The organism is Variovorax sp. V116 (assembly GCF_041154435.1).
In the GTDB taxonomy this organism is placed as follows: domain Bacteria; phylum Pseudomonadota; class Gammaproteobacteria; order Burkholderiales; family Burkholderiaceae_C; genus Variovorax; species Variovorax paradoxus.
The window spans coordinates 1264100-1279025 of sequence record NZ_AP028662.1; the positions used below are offsets into that span (position 1 = coordinate 1264100).

Consider the following 14926-nt stretch of genomic DNA (forward strand, 5'->3'; position numbering starts at 1 on the left):
AAATGTCGTCCGCACTACAAACTCCACGGGCCGGTGTGCCATAGGATTCGCCAGCCCAAGGAAATTCGCAATGCTCGTGATGCGCGTTCGATCCGGTTTGTTCTTCGCCCGCGCCGAGCGCCCCCGCCCCGCCCGGTGGTGACGCATGCTGCCCCTCAAGGATCTCCACGCCTTCTTCGAGCGCTGCATCTGGCCGCGCGCATTGACGCAGGCCGAGCGAACCAAGGCCTTCGAGGCCTTGTACATCCGCCACCATGAAGCGCACTCCTATGTGTGCCGGCGCGACGAGACCGCCGACAGCTGGATCGGCGTGCTCGAAGGTTTCTTGCGCGTGCAGGACACCACGGTGGACGGCCGCCTGATCATGTTCACCGGGGTTGCATCGAGCGGATGGATCGGCGAGGGCTCGCTGCTGAAGCCGGAGCAGCGCAAGTACGAGGTCATGGCGACGCGGCCGACCGTCACCGTGCATCTGCCGAGGGCCACGTTCTCATGGCTGCTGGATCGAAGCATTCCGTTCAACCACTTCATGCTCTCCCATCTGAACGAGCGGCTCGGGCAGTTCATCGCCATGGTCAAGTTCGACCGGCTGCTCGAACCGACGTCGCGCGTGGCGCGGGGAATCTCCAGCCTCTTCCATCCGGTGCTCTATCCGAACACCGACTCCACGCTGCGGATCAACCAGGAAGAGATCGGTTCGCTCGTCGGCATCTCGCGCCAGCGCGTCAACGCCGCGCTGACCGAACTGGAAACCGCCGGCCTCATCCGGCGGGGCTACGGCTACATCACGGTGATGGACCGGCAGGCGCTTGCCAGGTATCCCTGAGCCGCCTGCGGTGCAGCGTGGGAAGCCGAAGGGTTTCTCCTTAGAAATCAGTGGCCCGAATGTCCGTCCCGAAACAGTTGCCCGAGGTCTCGCCTTTCAGAATCACGCAGGCATCGCTCCATGTCGTTGCGGTGCAGAGGCTGACAACCGACAAAGGAATCGAGACATGCACTTCTTCTCCTCCTCCAGGGAATCACGGGCCCGCACCAGGCTCCACGCCGTTGCCGCGGCGGCGGCGGGCGCAGCAATGCTGGCCGCTTGCGGCGGCGGCTCCGATCACCGCGGCGCGGTCCCCGTGCTGTTTCCGGTCCCGCCTGCGGCGCAGCCCGCCAGCCCGCCGCCCGCACCGGCCGTCACGGCCCAGAAGGCCTGCGGCGAACTGAACGGAAAAACCGTGGCCGGCGCCGCGCTCACGGCCGCCATGCAGGACGCGGCCGCGGGCGCGCCCGTCTACTGCAAGGTCACCGGCACGATCGCGCCGGCGCTGAACTTCCAGATCTCCCTGCCCGAGGCATGGAACGGCAAGCTCTACTACCAGGGCGGCGGCGGCTACAACGGCGCGATCACGCCGCCCTCGGTGCCGGCGCTGGGCCTGGGCTATGCCGTGGTCGCAAGCGACTCGGGGCACCAGGGCAATGTCCTGAGCGCGGACTTCGCATTGACCGACACCTTTGCCGCGCAGCTGTTCGGCAGCCTCTCGGTGCCCACCGTGATGTCGACCGCCACCGAGACCCTCGCGGCGGCCTATGGCGCCCTGCCGGCCAAGTCGTACTTCGAAGGCTGCTCGAACGGCGGCCGCGAAGCCTTGATGGCGGTGCAGCGCGCACCCAACCTCTTCGATGGCGTGATCGCGCGCGCACCGGCCTACAACTGGGTCGGGTTCATGGGCGCCTTCAACCGCAACTCCAGGGCGCTGGCCGCGCCCGGCGGTGCATTCAGCGCCGCGAAGACGGCCCTCCTGAGCAAGCATGTGCGGGATGCCTGCGACGGGCTCGACGGGCTTGTCGATGGCGTGGTGTCGAACCAGGCCGCCTGCACGCCGGCGCTTGCCAATGTGGCTGCGCTGCGCTGCGCCGGCGGAACCGACACGGGCGACACCTGCCTGTCGGACGCGCAGCTCGACGTGGTCACGTCCTGGACCACGCAGGCCTCGTTCACCGGCAGCCCCACCTTCCGCAACGCAGGTTGGAACCTGACCGGCAACGAGGACGATCCCGGCGCCTGGCGGACCTGGCTCACGGGCGACGGCAGCGTCACGTCGGCGCTGCAGTTCCTGTTCCAGGACACGACGGTCAAGAACTACCTGGCCCGCGACCGGACCGTGGACTCGCTGGCCTACACGCCCTGGGACCAGAACCAGAATGCCCTCTATGCCATGGCCGCGCTCAACGACGCGACCAACGCCGACATCCGCCCGTTCATCAACAGCGGCGGCAAGCTGATCCTGTGGCACGGCGGCAATGATTCCGCGCTCAGCGTGCGGTCGACCACCGAGTACTACGGGAATGTGCGAAACGTCATCGGCGCCGCAACCGCGGACGCATCGACGCGCTTCTATGTCGCGCCGGGCGTGAACCACTGCGCCGGCGGACCGGGTGCCGACACCTCGGACCTGCTGACGGCCCTGGACCAGTGGGTGACCAAGAGCGCGGCGCCTGCCACGCTGCTTGCGGAGAAGCGCGATGCGCAAGGGGCGGTGCTGCTGAGCCGGCCGCTGTGCCAGTACCCGCAATATCCGCGCTACACGGGCCCGGCCAACGATGCGGCGGCGGCGAAGCTGGCGGCCAACTACAGCTGCAGTTCCTGAGTGGCGGCCTCGGTGGCTGCCCGTGGGTCGAGCGTCGGAGTTCAGCTCGGCGCCGCCGCGCTGCGCTCCAGCGTCCAGAGCCGATGCAAGAGCGCCCGCGCAGGTGCGCTGCCGATCACGGGCGAGGACAGTTCCATGAACTTGTCCTCGAGCTCGGCATCGCTCAGCGGCTCTTCCGGATCGCCTTTGCGGTTGGGCTGCAGGTGTTCGAAGCGGCGGCCATCGCGCATCGTGATCAGCACGCGCGCGGCGCGCTGGCCTGGAAAGGCGGCATCGAGCTCGGGGTCCACCGCAACGCTGATGCGCTCCATCAATGAACGCGTGGCCGCGTCCCGCAGCCGCGCCGGTTCGTACGCCGCCAGCCGCACGCTGCCATGCGCCAGCGCGGTCGCCACCACGTAGCCGAGGCTGAAGCGCGCTTCGTTGGCGGTGGCCGGCTGCGTGTAGCAGGCGATGTCGAGCGCCGGGCGGTAGGTCGCCACATGCACATGCGCGATCTCGCCGGCCTCGATGCCATGCCGCCGCTTCAACGCCAGCGCGCCGTCGATGGCCGCGAAGGCATGTCCACAACCGATGTGGTTCTTGAACGTCAGGCGGGCGATGTGGAAGTCCCGCCCCAGTGTCGCGCCGATCTGCGACCAGTCCGGCCCGTCGCTCATGGCCCGGCCCAGCCCGGCCTCTCCTTCGAGCACGTCGAGCGAGCCCGTGACACCGTTGCGCGCGAGCTGGGCCGCGAGCACGCCGGCCTCGGCCGCGCGGCCCGCATGCAGCGGCTTGGACATGGAGTCCATGCGGAAGGCCTGCTGCAGGCCGGCCGTGAAGGTGGCGGCCGTGGCCAGCGCATGCGCGAAGGCGGTTTCGTCCAGATCCATGAGAACGCCTGCAGCGGCCGCGGCACCGAAGCTGCCCACCGTGCCCGTGCTGTGCCAGAACCGGTAGTGCGCGCGGCCCATCACGACGCCGATGCGCGTCGACACTTCATAGCCCAGCACCACGCCGCGCAGGAACTGCAGCCCGCTTGCGCCGGCGTCATGGCTTGCGGCCAGCGCGGCGGCAATGGTGGCTGCGCCCGGGTGGTACATGGCTTCGCGAAAGCTGTCGTCCACCTCCGCTGCATGGGCGGCCGTGCCGTTGATCAGCGCAGCGGCGCGCGCAGTGGCCGGGCGACCGCCGACGAGAAAGGCGCGTCCGCGGTCCAGGTCCTCGTTCAGGGCGGCCTCGAGCTGGCGCACCGGTGCTGCGCCGAGGCCGGGGAACAGCGAGGCGTACCAGTCGATCACGGCCCGCTTGGCGTGATGGAGGACCTCGGCCGGCAGATCCTGCCGCCGGAAGTCGGCCGCGTAGCGCGCGAATGTTTGTGTGACGTACATCTGGATGGCTCCGGGGGGGGTGGCTTGCCTCGCCTCGCTCAACCGGCCAGCACGACCACGCCATCGGCCGCGCGCACGCCCTGCCCTTCCGGCAGCACGAAGACCGGGTTGATCTCGGCTTCGAGCAAACGCTCGCCGAGCCGCGCCGCCATGTCCGAGAAGGCGACGATGGCATCGACCAGCGCCTTCACATCGGCCTTGGGACGGCCGCGAAAGCCATCCAGTAGCGGCCAGGTCTTGAGCTCGCGCGCCATGGAGAGTGCATCTTCGCGGCTCAGGCCGCCCTGGAGCGGCAGCAGCCGCATCGTGGTGTCCTTGAACAGCTCGGCAGTGATGCCGCCCATGCCCAGCAGGATGGCGGTGCCCAGCGGGTCGCGGTGCATGCCCAGGATCAGCTCGGTGCCGCCGCCCACCATTTCCTGCACCAGGAAGCGCCGGGGCCGCACGCCGGCCTTGCTCTCGACTTCGGCGGCCATCGCCTGCAGGCGCGCGCCCACCGCCTCGGGCGTTACGTTCACCGCGACGCCGCCGACATCGCTCTTGTGCGTGATCTCGGCCGACAGGATCTTGAGCACGATGCGCCCGCCCAGTTCGCGCGCCGCGGCTTCGGCCTCGGCCGGCGTGGCCACCACCATCTCGCGCGCGCACGGTACGCCGAAGCGGGTGAACAGCTGCTTGGCCTGGGCTTCATCGAGGGAGCCGGCCGGCAGGTCATCGATGAGCACGGCGGCGGCGGGCGCGCTGGACGGCTTGGGCTCCTGCCAGCTGCCGGCATTCAGCATGGCGGCGAGCGCACTGGTGCAGCTCTCGGCCGCGGCAAAGGCCGGCACACCGCGCTGCGTGAGCAGCGCCGCGACTTCGGGCGCATGCGGGCTCACGTAGGCGATCACGGGCTTGTCCGAGCGGGGCAGGCAATCCTGGATGGCGCCGGCCATCAGCTCCGGCATGGCCAGGCTGGACGAGCCGACGATGATCGCCAGCGCGTCGTAGCTGGGGCTTTCGAGCAGGATGTCGATGGCGCCGCGCAGCAGGTCCGGCTGCAGGCCGGCCAGCGTCACGTCGATGGGGTTGCGGTCGAGCACCGCGTGATCGCCGCTTTGCAGCGCGCGCAAGGCCTGCGCCGTTGCAGCATCCGGCGCCGGCGTCTCGAAGCCCTGCATGCCCAGGTCGTCCGACACCAGCGTTCCCGCGCCGCCCGTCGAGGTCAGGATGGCCACGCGCCTGCCGCGCAGCTTGCGGCCCGTGGCCAACGCGACGGGAATGTCGAGCAGGTCGCCGAAGGTCTGCGCGCGGATCACGCCGACCTGCCTGAACAGCGCGTCGTACATGCGGTCGGCGCCCGCGAGTGCACCGGTGTGCGACACGGCGGCCTTCGCGCCCGCTTCGGAGCGGCCGATCTTGAACGCGACAACCGGCTTTCCGGCGCGCGCGGCCTTCAGCGCAGCGGCACGAAACTTCTCCGGGTTGCGCACGCTCTCCACATAGAGGGCGATGACCTTGGTGTCGGCATCGTCGGCCAGGTGGTCGACGAAATCCGCCAGGTCCAGGTCCACTTCGTTGCTGGTCGAGATCAGCTTCGACAGGCCGATGCCGCGCGCCGCCGCGCGCGAGAGCAGCGCGCCGAGGATGCCCCCGCTCTGCGAGACCACGCCGGTCCCGCCGACCGGAAAATGCTCCATCTCGAGTGCGCCGCTGGCGGAGAGCACGATGTTGTCGCTCAGGTTGACGAGCCCGATCGTGTTGGGGCCGAGGATCCGCATGCCACCGGCCGCCTCGATGAGCTGCTGCTGGCGGCGCGCGCCTTCCTCGCCGGTTTCGGTGTAGCCGCTGGCAAGCACGATCGCCGCGGCGGTTCCCTTGGCCGCGAGTTCGCGCACGGCCTGGTGCGCGCGCTCGGCGCCCAGCAGCACGATGCCCACGTCGGGCGTGCCGGGAATCGAGGCGATGTCCGGATAGCAGGCCAGGCCGCCGATGGCATCGACACGCGGATTGACCGGATAGATCTCGCCCGTGAATCCGTGCTTGCGCAAGTAGGCCACGGGCCGGCCGGCCGTCTTGGCCGCATCGGCCGAGGCGCCGATCACGGCGACGCTGCGCGGCTTGAGCAGCCTGGCGATGGCGTTCAGTTCGGTCATTTCGTCGTCCCGTTCTTCGCGCTGCTCTTGGCCAGGAAGGCCATCACCGACTCGCGATGCTCGGTGCTGGTGTAGCAGATGCCCTGCGCCTGGCTGCCCTGCGCGAACACCTGGTGCGCGGACAGCTCGAAGCTCTGGTTGAGGATCGTCTTGCCAAGCGCCAATGCGGTGGCCGAACCCTGGCTCATCTCGGCCGCCCAGCGCTGCGCATCGGCCACCAGGCTCTGGGCATCCGACTGGCGATCGGCGATGCCCAGGCGCAGCGCGTCTTCGAGCTCGACCTTGCGGCCGCTGAAGATCAGCTCCTTGGCTTTGGAGAGCCCGACCCGGCGCGGCAGGAAGTACATGCCGCCGCCATCGGGCACGATGCCGCGATGGATGTAGGACCAGGTGAAGCTCGCCGCATCCGACGCGATGATGAAGTCGCAGGCCAGCGCCGTGTCGGCGCCCAGGCCCGAGGCGGCGCCGTTGACGGCAGCGATCGTCGGCTTGGGCATGGTGTGCAGCAGCGACTGGGTGTGGTGCACGCGCTGCTGGCGGCTCCAGCCGTTGAAGCCGACCTCGCCCGCGGGCGCCTGCATCCGCCGCTCCATGCCGGCGACATCGCCGCCGGCGCAGAAGCCCTTGCCGCGGCCGGTGAGCACCAGGGCGCGGATCGCCTTGTCGTTGGCCACATGCTCCAGCGCGGCGATGAATTCGGTGCGCATGTCGTCGCTCATCGCGTTGCGCTTTTCGGGGCGGTTCAGCCACAGGGTGGCGATGCCGTCCGCGGTTTCCAGTTCGATCAGGCTGCTGCTGCTCATTCGATTTCTCCGTTCATTCGGCCGTGATGTTGTTTTCCTTGACCACCTTGCGCCAGCGCGCTTCCTCGCCCTTGGCGTACCTGTCGAAGTCCTGCGGCGAGCCGCCGTTGATGACGAGGCCCTCGGACTCCACCCGCTTGCGGAAGGCCTCCGTCTGCACGGCCTTCTTCGCTGCGGCATTCAGGCGCGCAATCACGTCGGCCGGGGTGCCGGCGGGCGCGTACAGGCCATACCAGCTGTCGGCAACGTAGCCCGGCACGCCGCTCTCCGCGATCGTCGGCACCTTCGCGAGCGCGTGGGCCGTGGAGCGCGTGGCGGTGGTCACGGCCAGCGCGCGCAGCTTGCCGCTTTCGACGAAGCTGCCCACCGCCGCGGCCGTCGCGAACATCACGTCGACCTGTCCGCCCAGCAGGTCGGTGATGGCGGGGCCGGCACCGCGGTAGGGGATGTGGGTGATGTCGGTCTTGGTCAGGTTCTTGAAGAGCTCGCCGGCCAGGTGGGCCGAGGTGCCCGCGCCCTGCGACGCGAAGGACAGCTTGCCCGGCTGGGCCCTGGCCGCATCGACCAGGTCCTTCACCGACTTGAGCGGGCTGTCGGCGCGAACCACCAGCACGTTCGGCGAAATGCCCACCAGCATGACCGGCGCAAAGGCCTTGTCATGGTTGTACGGGAGCTTGGGCTGCAGGCTCGGGTTCACGACGTGCGCCACCGTGGCCATCACCATCGTGTAGCCATCGGGGGCGCTCTTGGCCACGGCGTCCGTGCCGATGATCGTGCCCGCGCCGGGCTTGTTGTCGATGATCACGGGCTGCCCCAGTTCCTGCCCCATCGCGATGGCCATGGTGCGGGCCACGAGGTCGGTGCCGCCGCCGGGTGCGAACGGCACCACGAGCTTGATCGGCTTGTCGGGAAAGGCCGCGCGCGCCGGCACCGCGGCCAGGCCGCCAACCGCGCAGGCCAGCGTAAGAAGGATGGCATGCCTGGCGCGTGCCAGCGTCATGGGGTTCAGCATCGTTTGTCTCCGTCGAAAGGGAATGTGAGAAAGCAGGCATCGAGGGCGGCGCTGCGGCTCTTCTCATCGACGGGTCCAAGCTTAGGGATGCGGGCTCTGCCGCGCATCCCCACATTTCCATTGCGTGGAATTCGAGATAGCTCTGCCGGCGCCAGCCCGGCCAGCGTTCACATCCGGCGGCCGCGGAATTCGCCCGGCGTCATGCCCTGGATCCGGCGGAAGTGCCGGTTGAAATTCGAGATGTTGTTGAACCCCACCTCGTAGCAGATGCTGCTCACCTGCTGGCGCGTCGAGGCCAGCAGGCGGCAGGCCCTCGCCACGCGCAGGCCGTTGACGAAGTCGGTGAAGGTCTGGCCGGTGGCGCGGCGGAAGCTGCGCGAGAAGGCGTTCTCGCGCATGCCCGCGATCGCGCCGACCTCGGCCAGCGACAGCGCCTCGGCGTAGTTGTCGCGGATGTAGTCGATCGCCTTGTGGATGCGCAGCGCGCGGCCGTCCTCGTCGAAGCCGGCATCGGCAAGGAAGACATCGGCAAGCAGCCGGTAGTCGCGCCATTGTGCGAGCTCGTTCAGCAGCGCGATGAATTCGGAGAAACGCGCAAGCCCGCGCAGCGTCTCGATGCGGCGCAGGCGCGCGAGCGTGTCCGCGCCCAGGCCGACGAACTGCACGCCCTGGCGCGCGCGCGCCAGCAGCGGGCCGGCATCGCCGAGCTCCGGAAAAAGCGCCATGCCGCGGCGCAGCAGCTCGTCGCTGAAGCGCAGCACCAGTTCGCCTGCGCTGCCGCCCGGCGGCGCGCGGTGCTCGAACGCGAGGCTGTGCGGCAGCCTGGGCCCGAGCAGCACGACGGTGCCGGGTGCGAAGCTGTGCGTCTCCTGGTCCGCGCCCGCGCCGATGCGCAGGCGCGCGGGCCGTGCGCCGATCAGGTGCAGCTCGTGTTCATGCAGGCAGCGCGGATGGCTCTCTCGCGGCGAAGCTGCAGAGGCGCCTTCGCAGTGGACCGTGGCGCAGGCATCGAACACCTGCGGGGAGGCAAGGGCCTGCTGGGAGGCAAAGGCCTGCCGGGAAGCAAAGGCCTGCGGCGTGGTGTTCAGCAAAGCCAGGTCTCCAGAAAGGGGCCGCAGCGAAGCGCGCCGTCAGCTTTTGCGCACCGGCGGCGGCACCGCCGTCTGCTGCTGGAACGCGGCAAGCAGCCGGTATTCCTCGCCAAGCTTGTGCGGCAGCGAGAGGAACACCGGCAGCAGCTGCCGATAGAGCGCAACGTTCTTGGCGTTGGGCGTGTGGCGGTGGGTCGCGCCGACCATGCCCGCGACCACGTCCAGCGAATCGACATGGCCCAGCGCATAGAGCCCGAGCACCGCGGCGCCGAGGCAGGAACTCTCGAAGCTTTCGGGCACCACCACCTCGCGGTCGAACACATCGGCCATCATCTGGCGCCACATGCCCGAGCGCGCGAAGCCGCCAGTGGCCTTGATGCGGGCGCTCGGGCCCGCGATCGACTCGACCGCCGGCAGGATGCTGTGCAGGTTGAAGATCACGCCCTCGAGCACCGCGCGGATCATGTGCTCCTTGCGGTGGTGGATGCCCAGCCCGAAGAAGGAGCCGCGCAGGTCGGCGTTCCAGTAGGGCGCGCGTTCGCCGGTGAGGAAGGGGTGGAACACCAGCCCTTCGGAGCCCGCGGAGACGCGCTCGGCGATGCGCGTGAGCACCTCGTAGGTGTCGATGCCCAGGCGCTTGGCGGTCTCGGCCTCGGCCGAGGCGAACTCGTCGCGCACCCAGCGCAGGATGATGCCGCCGTTGTTCACCGGTCCGCCCACCACCCAGCGCCGCTCGGCCAGCGCATAGCAGAAGGTGCGGCCCTCGGGATCGGTCATCGGATGGTCGACCACGGTGCGCATCGCGCCGCTGGTGCCGATGGTCACGGCCACTTCGCCGGGCGCCATCGCGTTCACGCCAAGGTTGGAGAGCACGCCGTCGTTGGCGCCGATCACGAACGGCGTGTCGCGCGCCAGGCCCAGCTGCGCCGCGGTGTCCGCCGCCAGGCCCTCGATGTGCCAGGTGGTCGGCACCGGGCGCGGCAGCTGCTCGGCGCGCACGCCGGCGAGCGCAAGCGCACCTTCCTCCCAGTCGAGCCGCTCGATGTCGAACAGGCCCGTGGCCGAGGCGATCGAATGGTCGACCTGCCACTGGCCGAAGAGCCGGAAGAACACGTACTCCTTGATGCCGACGAAGCGCGCGGCGCGTGCGAAGAGCTCGGCGCGCTCGTGGCGCAGCCACACCAGCTTGGCCAGCGGCGACATCGGATGGATCGGCGTGCCGGTGCGGCGGTAGATTGCCAGGCCGTCCCATTCGTCGCGGATGCGCACGGCCCAGGCCGAGGCACGGTGGTCGGCCCAGGTGATGCTGCGCGTGAGCGGCGCGCCCGCGGCATCGACCAGGATCAGGCTGTGCATCGCCGCGCTGAAAGACACCGCGAGCACGTCGGCGGGCGCGGCCTTGCTCTGCTTCACGCAGCCGGCGATGGCCGCGAGCACGGCCTGGAAGATCTGCTCCGGGTCCTGCTCGGCGGCCGCGGCCTCGGGCTGCAGCAGCGGGTATTCGACCGCGTCGTGCGCCAGCACGCGCCCGGCCGGCGTGAAGGCCACCGCCTTGGTGCTGGTGGTTCCGATGTCGACCCCGATGACGATGCGGCCCATGCTTGTCTCCTTGGCTTACACGACCATGCCGAGCAGCATGATGAACACGATGGCCACGACCGAGATCAGCGTTTCCATCACGGTCCAGGTCTTGAAGGTCTCGGCCACCGTCATGTTGAAGTATTGCTTGACCAGCCAAAAGCCCGCGTCGTTGACGTGCGAGAGGATCAGCGAACCCGCGCCCGTGGCCAGCACCAGCAGCTCGCGGTTCACGCCCGGCACCATGGTGGCAAGCGGCGCGACGATGCCCGCGCCCGTGATGGTGGCAACCGTGGCCGAGCCGGTGGCGATGCGGATCAGCCCCGCCACCAGCCAGGCGAGCAGGATCGGCGAGACCTGCGCATGCAGCGCCATCTGCCCGATCGCGTTGCCCACGCCGCTCGCCACCAGCATCTGCTTGAAGCCGCCGCCCGCGCCGATGATCAGCACGATGGCCGCGGTGGGCGCCAGGCTGTCGTCGACGAACTTCATGATCTGCCTGGCAGTGAAGCCGCGCGCAGTGCCGAAGGTGTAGAGCGACAGCAGCAGCGCTGCCAGCAGCGCGGTGATCGGGTGGCCGATGAAGTCCATCCAGTGGCGCACCGCGTTCTTGTCGTCGAGCGCCACGTCGGCGAAGGTCTTCAGCAGCATCAGCGCGACCGGCAGCAGCACCGTGAGCAGCGTGATGCCGAAGCCGGGCAGCTCGCGCGCCTCGGGTTCGTGCGCCAGCTGTTCCATCAGCTCGGGCGAGGCTTCGCCCGGCACGTACTTCGAGATGAACTTGCCGAAGATCGGCCCCGCGATCATCGCGGTGGGCAGGCCGACGATGAGGCCGTAGAAGATGGTCTTGCCGATGTCGGCGCCGAACACACCGATGGCCAGGAGCGGCCCCGGGTGCGGCGGCACCAGGCCGTGCACCACCGACAGGCCGGCCAGCAGCGGAATGCCGATGCGGATCAGCGAGACGCCGGTGCGCCGCGCCACGATGAACACCAGCGGGATCAGCAGCACGAAGCCTATCTCGAAGAACAGCGGAATGCCCACCAGGAAGGCCGCGAACATCATCGCCCAGTGCACGCGCTCGCGGCCGAAGGCGTCGATCAGCGTGCGCGCAATGCGGTCGGCGCCGCCCGATTCGGCCATCATCTTGCCCAGCATGGTGCCCAGGCCCAGCACGATGCCCACGAAGCCCAGCACGCCGCCGAAGCCCTCCTGGAAGGACTTCATCACCAGGTCCACCGGCATGCCCGAGGTCAGGCCCAGGAAGCCCGCGGCCAGCGTCAGCGCGATGAAGGGGTGCACGCGCCAGCGCGTGATCAGAAGGATCAGCCCGAGGATCGCCACCAGGGCGTCGACGAGCAGGAATACCTCTTTGCTCATTCCGAACATGTGTATGTCTCCTGAATCCGGCCGCGCCACGGGCGGCCGGTGGTGCCAGGGATAGCGCTATCCCGCACAATCCAAAAAAAGCCAGCGCTGGGGTGTCTCGGGTTTTTACGGAGCACCCATGGCTGGGACAGCGCTATCCTAGGACAGCGCTGTCCAGATTCAGCTTGGTATTAACCCTTAGAACTTCGATCCATGGCCGACGCTCCCGACCGCCCCCGACCCCGTTCCTCGAGCCACGTCACGCTGGACGACGTGGCCCGCGTCTCGGGCGTGAGCCCGATCACCGTGTCGCGCGCGCTGCGGGGCGCGCGCAACGTGGCGCCCGAGCTGAAGGCCCGCGTGCAGGCGGCGGTCGACCAGCTGGGCTACGTGCCCAACGTGGCGGCGCGCGCGCTGGCTTCGGCGCGCAGTTCCCACGTGGCGGTGCTGATCCCCTCGCTGACCAACCAGCTCTTCGTGGAACTGCTCGAGGCGGTGCAGGACGCGCTCGCGCCGCACGGCTACCAGTCGCTCATCGGCGTGACCCACTACGACCCCGCGCAGGAAGAGGCGCTGCTGCGCAGCCACCTCTCGCAGCGACCGGCGGGCCTGCTGCTGACGGGCTTCGACCGCAGCGCCGCGGCCGCCCAGATGCTCGAGCGCAGCCACGCGCCCTGCGTGTACATGATGGAAACCTCGGCCGCGCCCGGCATCCACAGCGTGGGGTTTTCGCAGCGGGACGCGGGCCGCGCCATCACCCGGCACCTGCTGCAGCGCGGCCGCCGGCGCATTGCCTATGCCGCCGGCCAGCTCGACCCGCGCGTGCTGCTGCGCCTGGAGGGCTACCGCGAGGCGCTGCGCGAGGCCGGCTGCCACGACCCGGCGCTCGAACTGCTGGTGCCGGGCCCGACCTCCATGGCACTGGGCGGCCGCCAGTTCGAGGACCTGCTCGCGCGCCATCCGGACGTGGATGCCATCTTCTACTGCAACGACGACCTCGCCCAGGGCGGGCTGCTCGCCGCGCTGCGCAGCGGCGTGCCCGTGCCGCAGCGCGTGGCGATCGCCGGCTTCAACGACCTGGGCGGCAGCGACCAGATGCTGCCGCCGCTGACCACCGTGCGCACGCCGCGAAAGGAAATGGGCGAACGCGCGGCCGGCATGCTGCTCGCGCTGATGCGCGCCGAGACCGTGGCGGAGCGCACGGTGGACCTGGGGTTCGAGTTGGTGGTGCGGGAGAGCAGCTGAGGCGATGGGGAACGCCCGTCGCCAACGGCGAGCACTCCAGGCTCACGCCTTGCCTTGACCCGCCTTGCCCGGCCCTCGGGTGGACCATGGATGGCATGATCTGAATAAAAAACCAGCCAAGACGCCTAAAATGAAACAAATCCTGTAACGATTAAAGAAATCCATGGCGCTGGTCGGCTATGAACTTGTTCGACGCAGACTGGACCTGCCAGTCTTCGAGATACGCCGTCCGGCCATGATCCGTCCTGTCACGCGGATCCTCCCCACGGCAAACGGCTTGTCCGTGCCTGCGGCCAGCGCGCCGGCCCGCGAAGATGATCTTCTCGGACACCTGCTCTTCGCGCTCAAGCACGAAGGCGTCAATTTGCCGTTGCTCGCCGCGGCAGCAAAGCATTTGTCCGCCGAACTACTTGGTGAGGCGGTGAGGCAGACGCCCAACGGGCAATACGTGCGGATGCTCTGCTGTGTTTGGGAGCATTTCACGGGCCGTCCGGTCATGCAGGATCCACCGGTGGCCGGGGGCTACATCGACCTTTTCGACTCGAGCAAGTACTTCGTGGGACCCGCACAGCGAGATTCGCGCTGGCGCGTGAACTTCAACGGTCTGGGAACTTGGGACTACTGCGCCACTGTCGAGCGCACCCAGGTGATCATGGACTTGGTCAGCTCCAAGGTGCTGGAGGCCGCGCGCGAGTTCGTCCAAGGATTGGATCGGGAATTGCTGGACCGCACTTTGAACTGGGCCTATTTGCACGAGACGCAGGACAGCTACGCGATCGAACGAGAAGCGCCCTCGGAAGACAAGCGGCGCACCTTCGTGCGGCTGCTCCAACAGGCCCACGAGCCACGCCAGGTCGACGAGCAGTACCTGGTGGACTTGCAGAACTCGATCGTGTCGAACCCGTACAACCAGGCCGTTCAGTATCGGACCGAACAGAACTGGCTGAGCGACGGCAATCAGGGCGCCCTCGGCGTGGCCTACGTGCCGCCGGCGCCTGAGGACGTGCCTGCGCTGATGGAGGGCTGGACAACCTTCGTCAACCGCATTTCCGGCCGATTGGATCCGGTGATGGCCGCGAGCATCGCCTCCTTCGGCTTCGTCTTTATCCACCCGTTCATGGACGGCAATGGCCGACTCTCGCGATTCCTGTTTCACAAGGTCCTTTGCCAGTCGGGCCAATTGGGCGAAGGCATGCTGCTGCCGGTGTCGATCGCGATGAAGCACCACGAGGCGCAGTACCTGCAGGTGCTCCGCGATTTCTCGCGGCCTGCCCGGGACCTTGTGCGCGTGCGCGCGATCGGCGAGGGCGACTACGAATTCAGCTTCGGGGCCGACGACAAGATCTTTCGATACTGGGATGCCACCGCATGCGTCGAATTTGGGCTGCGCATGGCGAAAGAGGCCCTGGAGGTTGAACTGCGCAACGAGAGCAACTTCATCCTGCACTTCGATGCAGTGCGCAGAGAGATCGATGAGCGCTTCGATCTACGCGGTTCAACGCTCGCGACGCTGGTATCGATCGCGCTGACCAACGGCGGAACGATCTCGAAGAACAAGCGCAGGCGCTACGCGGAGGAGGTATCTGAAGCAGCCTACCTGGCCATCGAAGAGAAGGTGCGGGCCGTGCTTTCGGTCGATGAGCCTGGTCCGCGCGACGAAGATGAGGCACCGACTGATCAGTAAGCTGAGT

General features: G+C 68.5%; 11 protein-coding genes. 4 read left to right on the forward strand and 7 right to left on the reverse strand.

The genetic code is table 11. The features are described 5' to 3' along the window. Positions 1 to 145: 145 nt before the first annotated feature. Complete coding sequence (locus ACAM58_RS31990) at positions 146 to 826, forward strand: Crp/Fnr family transcriptional regulator (protein WP_369664744.1); 681 nt, start codon at positions 146 to 148, stop codon at positions 824 to 826. A 166-nt stretch (positions 827 to 992) separates the two neighbouring features. Next, a complete protein-coding gene (locus tag ACAM58_RS31995) occupies positions 993 to 2633 on the forward strand; it encodes a tannase/feruloyl esterase family alpha/beta hydrolase (RefSeq protein WP_369664745.1) in 1641 nt (546 codons plus the stop codon). A gap of 41 nt (positions 2634 to 2674) precedes the next feature. On the opposite strand, the gene ACAM58_RS32000 is transcribed toward ACAM58_RS31995, so the two are convergent. From ACAM58_RS32000 to ACAM58_RS32030, 7 genes are all read right to left on the reverse strand, one after another. Further along, the gene (locus ACAM58_RS32000; protein WP_369664746.1) at positions 2675 to 4003 is read right to left on the reverse strand and encodes an MmgE/PrpD family protein; all 1329 of its coding nucleotides are present in this window, start codon (positions 4001 to 4003) and stop codon (positions 2675 to 2677) included. A gap of 38 nt (positions 4004 to 4041) precedes the next feature. After that, positions 4042 to 6138 (reverse strand): acetate--CoA ligase family protein, encoded by a 2097-nt coding sequence (locus tag ACAM58_RS32005; RefSeq protein ID WP_369664747.1) that lies wholly within the window; start codon positions 6136 to 6138, stop codon positions 4042 to 4044. Continuing rightward, a complete protein-coding gene (locus tag ACAM58_RS32010) occupies positions 6135 to 6941 on the reverse strand; it encodes an enoyl-CoA hydratase/isomerase family protein (protein ID WP_369664748.1) in 807 nt (268 codons plus the stop codon). The genes ACAM58_RS32005 and ACAM58_RS32010 overlap by 4 nt, the downstream gene beginning before the upstream one ends. A 13-nt stretch (positions 6942 to 6954) precedes the next feature. Beyond that, entirely contained in the window at positions 6955 to 7953 is a 999-nt protein-coding gene (locus tag ACAM58_RS32015; RefSeq protein WP_369664749.1) for a Bug family tripartite tricarboxylate transporter substrate binding protein, read from the reverse strand. Between the two features lie 167 nt (positions 7954 to 8120). Beyond that, the gene (locus tag ACAM58_RS32020; protein WP_081247594.1) at positions 8121 to 9044 is read right to left on the reverse strand and encodes an AraC family transcriptional regulator; all 924 of its coding nucleotides are present in this window, start codon (positions 9042 to 9044) and stop codon (positions 8121 to 8123) included. Between the two features lie 39 nt (positions 9045 to 9083). Next, positions 9084 to 10643 (reverse strand): gluconokinase, encoded by a 1560-nt coding sequence (gene gntK / locus ACAM58_RS32025; protein WP_369664750.1) that lies wholly within the window; start codon positions 10641 to 10643, stop codon positions 9084 to 9086. A 15-nt stretch (positions 10644 to 10658) separates the two neighbouring features. Further along, entirely contained in the window at positions 10659 to 12011 is a 1353-nt protein-coding gene (locus tag ACAM58_RS32030) for a GntP family permease (RefSeq protein WP_369664751.1), read from the reverse strand. A 192-nt stretch (positions 12012 to 12203) separates the two neighbouring features. Here ACAM58_RS32030 and ACAM58_RS32035 point away from each other — a divergent pair, with 192 nt between their 5' ends. Together ACAM58_RS32035 and ACAM58_RS32040 are read left to right on the forward strand one after the other, a co-directional pair. Further along, a complete protein-coding gene (locus ACAM58_RS32035; RefSeq protein WP_369664752.1) occupies positions 12204 to 13235 on the forward strand; it encodes a LacI family DNA-binding transcriptional regulator in 1032 nt (343 codons plus the stop codon). A 163-nt stretch (positions 13236 to 13398) separates the two neighbouring features. Beyond that, positions 13399 to 14919 carry a Fic family protein gene (locus tag ACAM58_RS32040; protein ID WP_369664753.1) on the forward strand — a complete coding sequence of 507 codons (1521 nt, stop codon included), beginning with the start codon at positions 13399 to 13401 and terminating at the stop codon, positions 14917 to 14919. The last annotated feature ends 7 nt before the right edge of the window (positions 14920 to 14926 follow it).

Bases quoted from the DNA above. Each gene is read 5' to 3' on its own strand.
- ACAM58_RS32010 (WP_369664748.1), bottom strand. From the start codon at position 6,941: ATGAGCAGCAGCAGCCTGATCGAACTGGAAACCGCGGACGGCATCGCC.
- ACAM58_RS32015 (WP_369664749.1), bottom strand. From the start codon at position 7,953: ATGCTGAACCCCATGACGCTGGCACGCGCCAGGCATGCCATCCTTCTT.
- ACAM58_RS32035 (WP_369664752.1), top strand. From the start codon at position 12,204: ATGGCCGACGCTCCCGACCGCCCCCGACCCCGTTCCTCGAGCCACGTC.
- gntK (WP_369664750.1), bottom strand. From the start codon at position 10,643: ATGGGCCGCATCGTCATCGGGGTCGACATCGGAACCACCAGCACCAAG.
- ACAM58_RS32030 (WP_369664751.1), bottom strand. From the start codon at position 12,011: ATGTTCGGAATGAGCAAAGAGGTATTCCTGCTCGTCGACGCCCTGGTG.
- ACAM58_RS32005 (WP_369664747.1), bottom strand. From the start codon at position 6,138: ATGACCGAACTGAACGCCATCGCCAGGCTGCTCAAGCCGCGCAGCGTC.
- ACAM58_RS31995 (WP_369664745.1), top strand. From the start codon at position 993: ATGCACTTCTTCTCCTCCTCCAGGGAATCACGGGCCCGCACCAGGCTC.
- ACAM58_RS31990 (WP_369664744.1), top strand. From the start codon at position 146: ATGCTGCCCCTCAAGGATCTCCACGCCTTCTTCGAGCGCTGCATCTGG.
- ACAM58_RS32000 (WP_369664746.1), bottom strand. From the start codon at position 4,003: ATGTACGTCACACAAACATTCGCGCGCTACGCGGCCGACTTCCGGCGG.
- ACAM58_RS32040 (WP_369664753.1), top strand. From the start codon at position 13,399: ATGGCGCTGGTCGGCTATGAACTTGTTCGACGCAGACTGGACCTGCCA.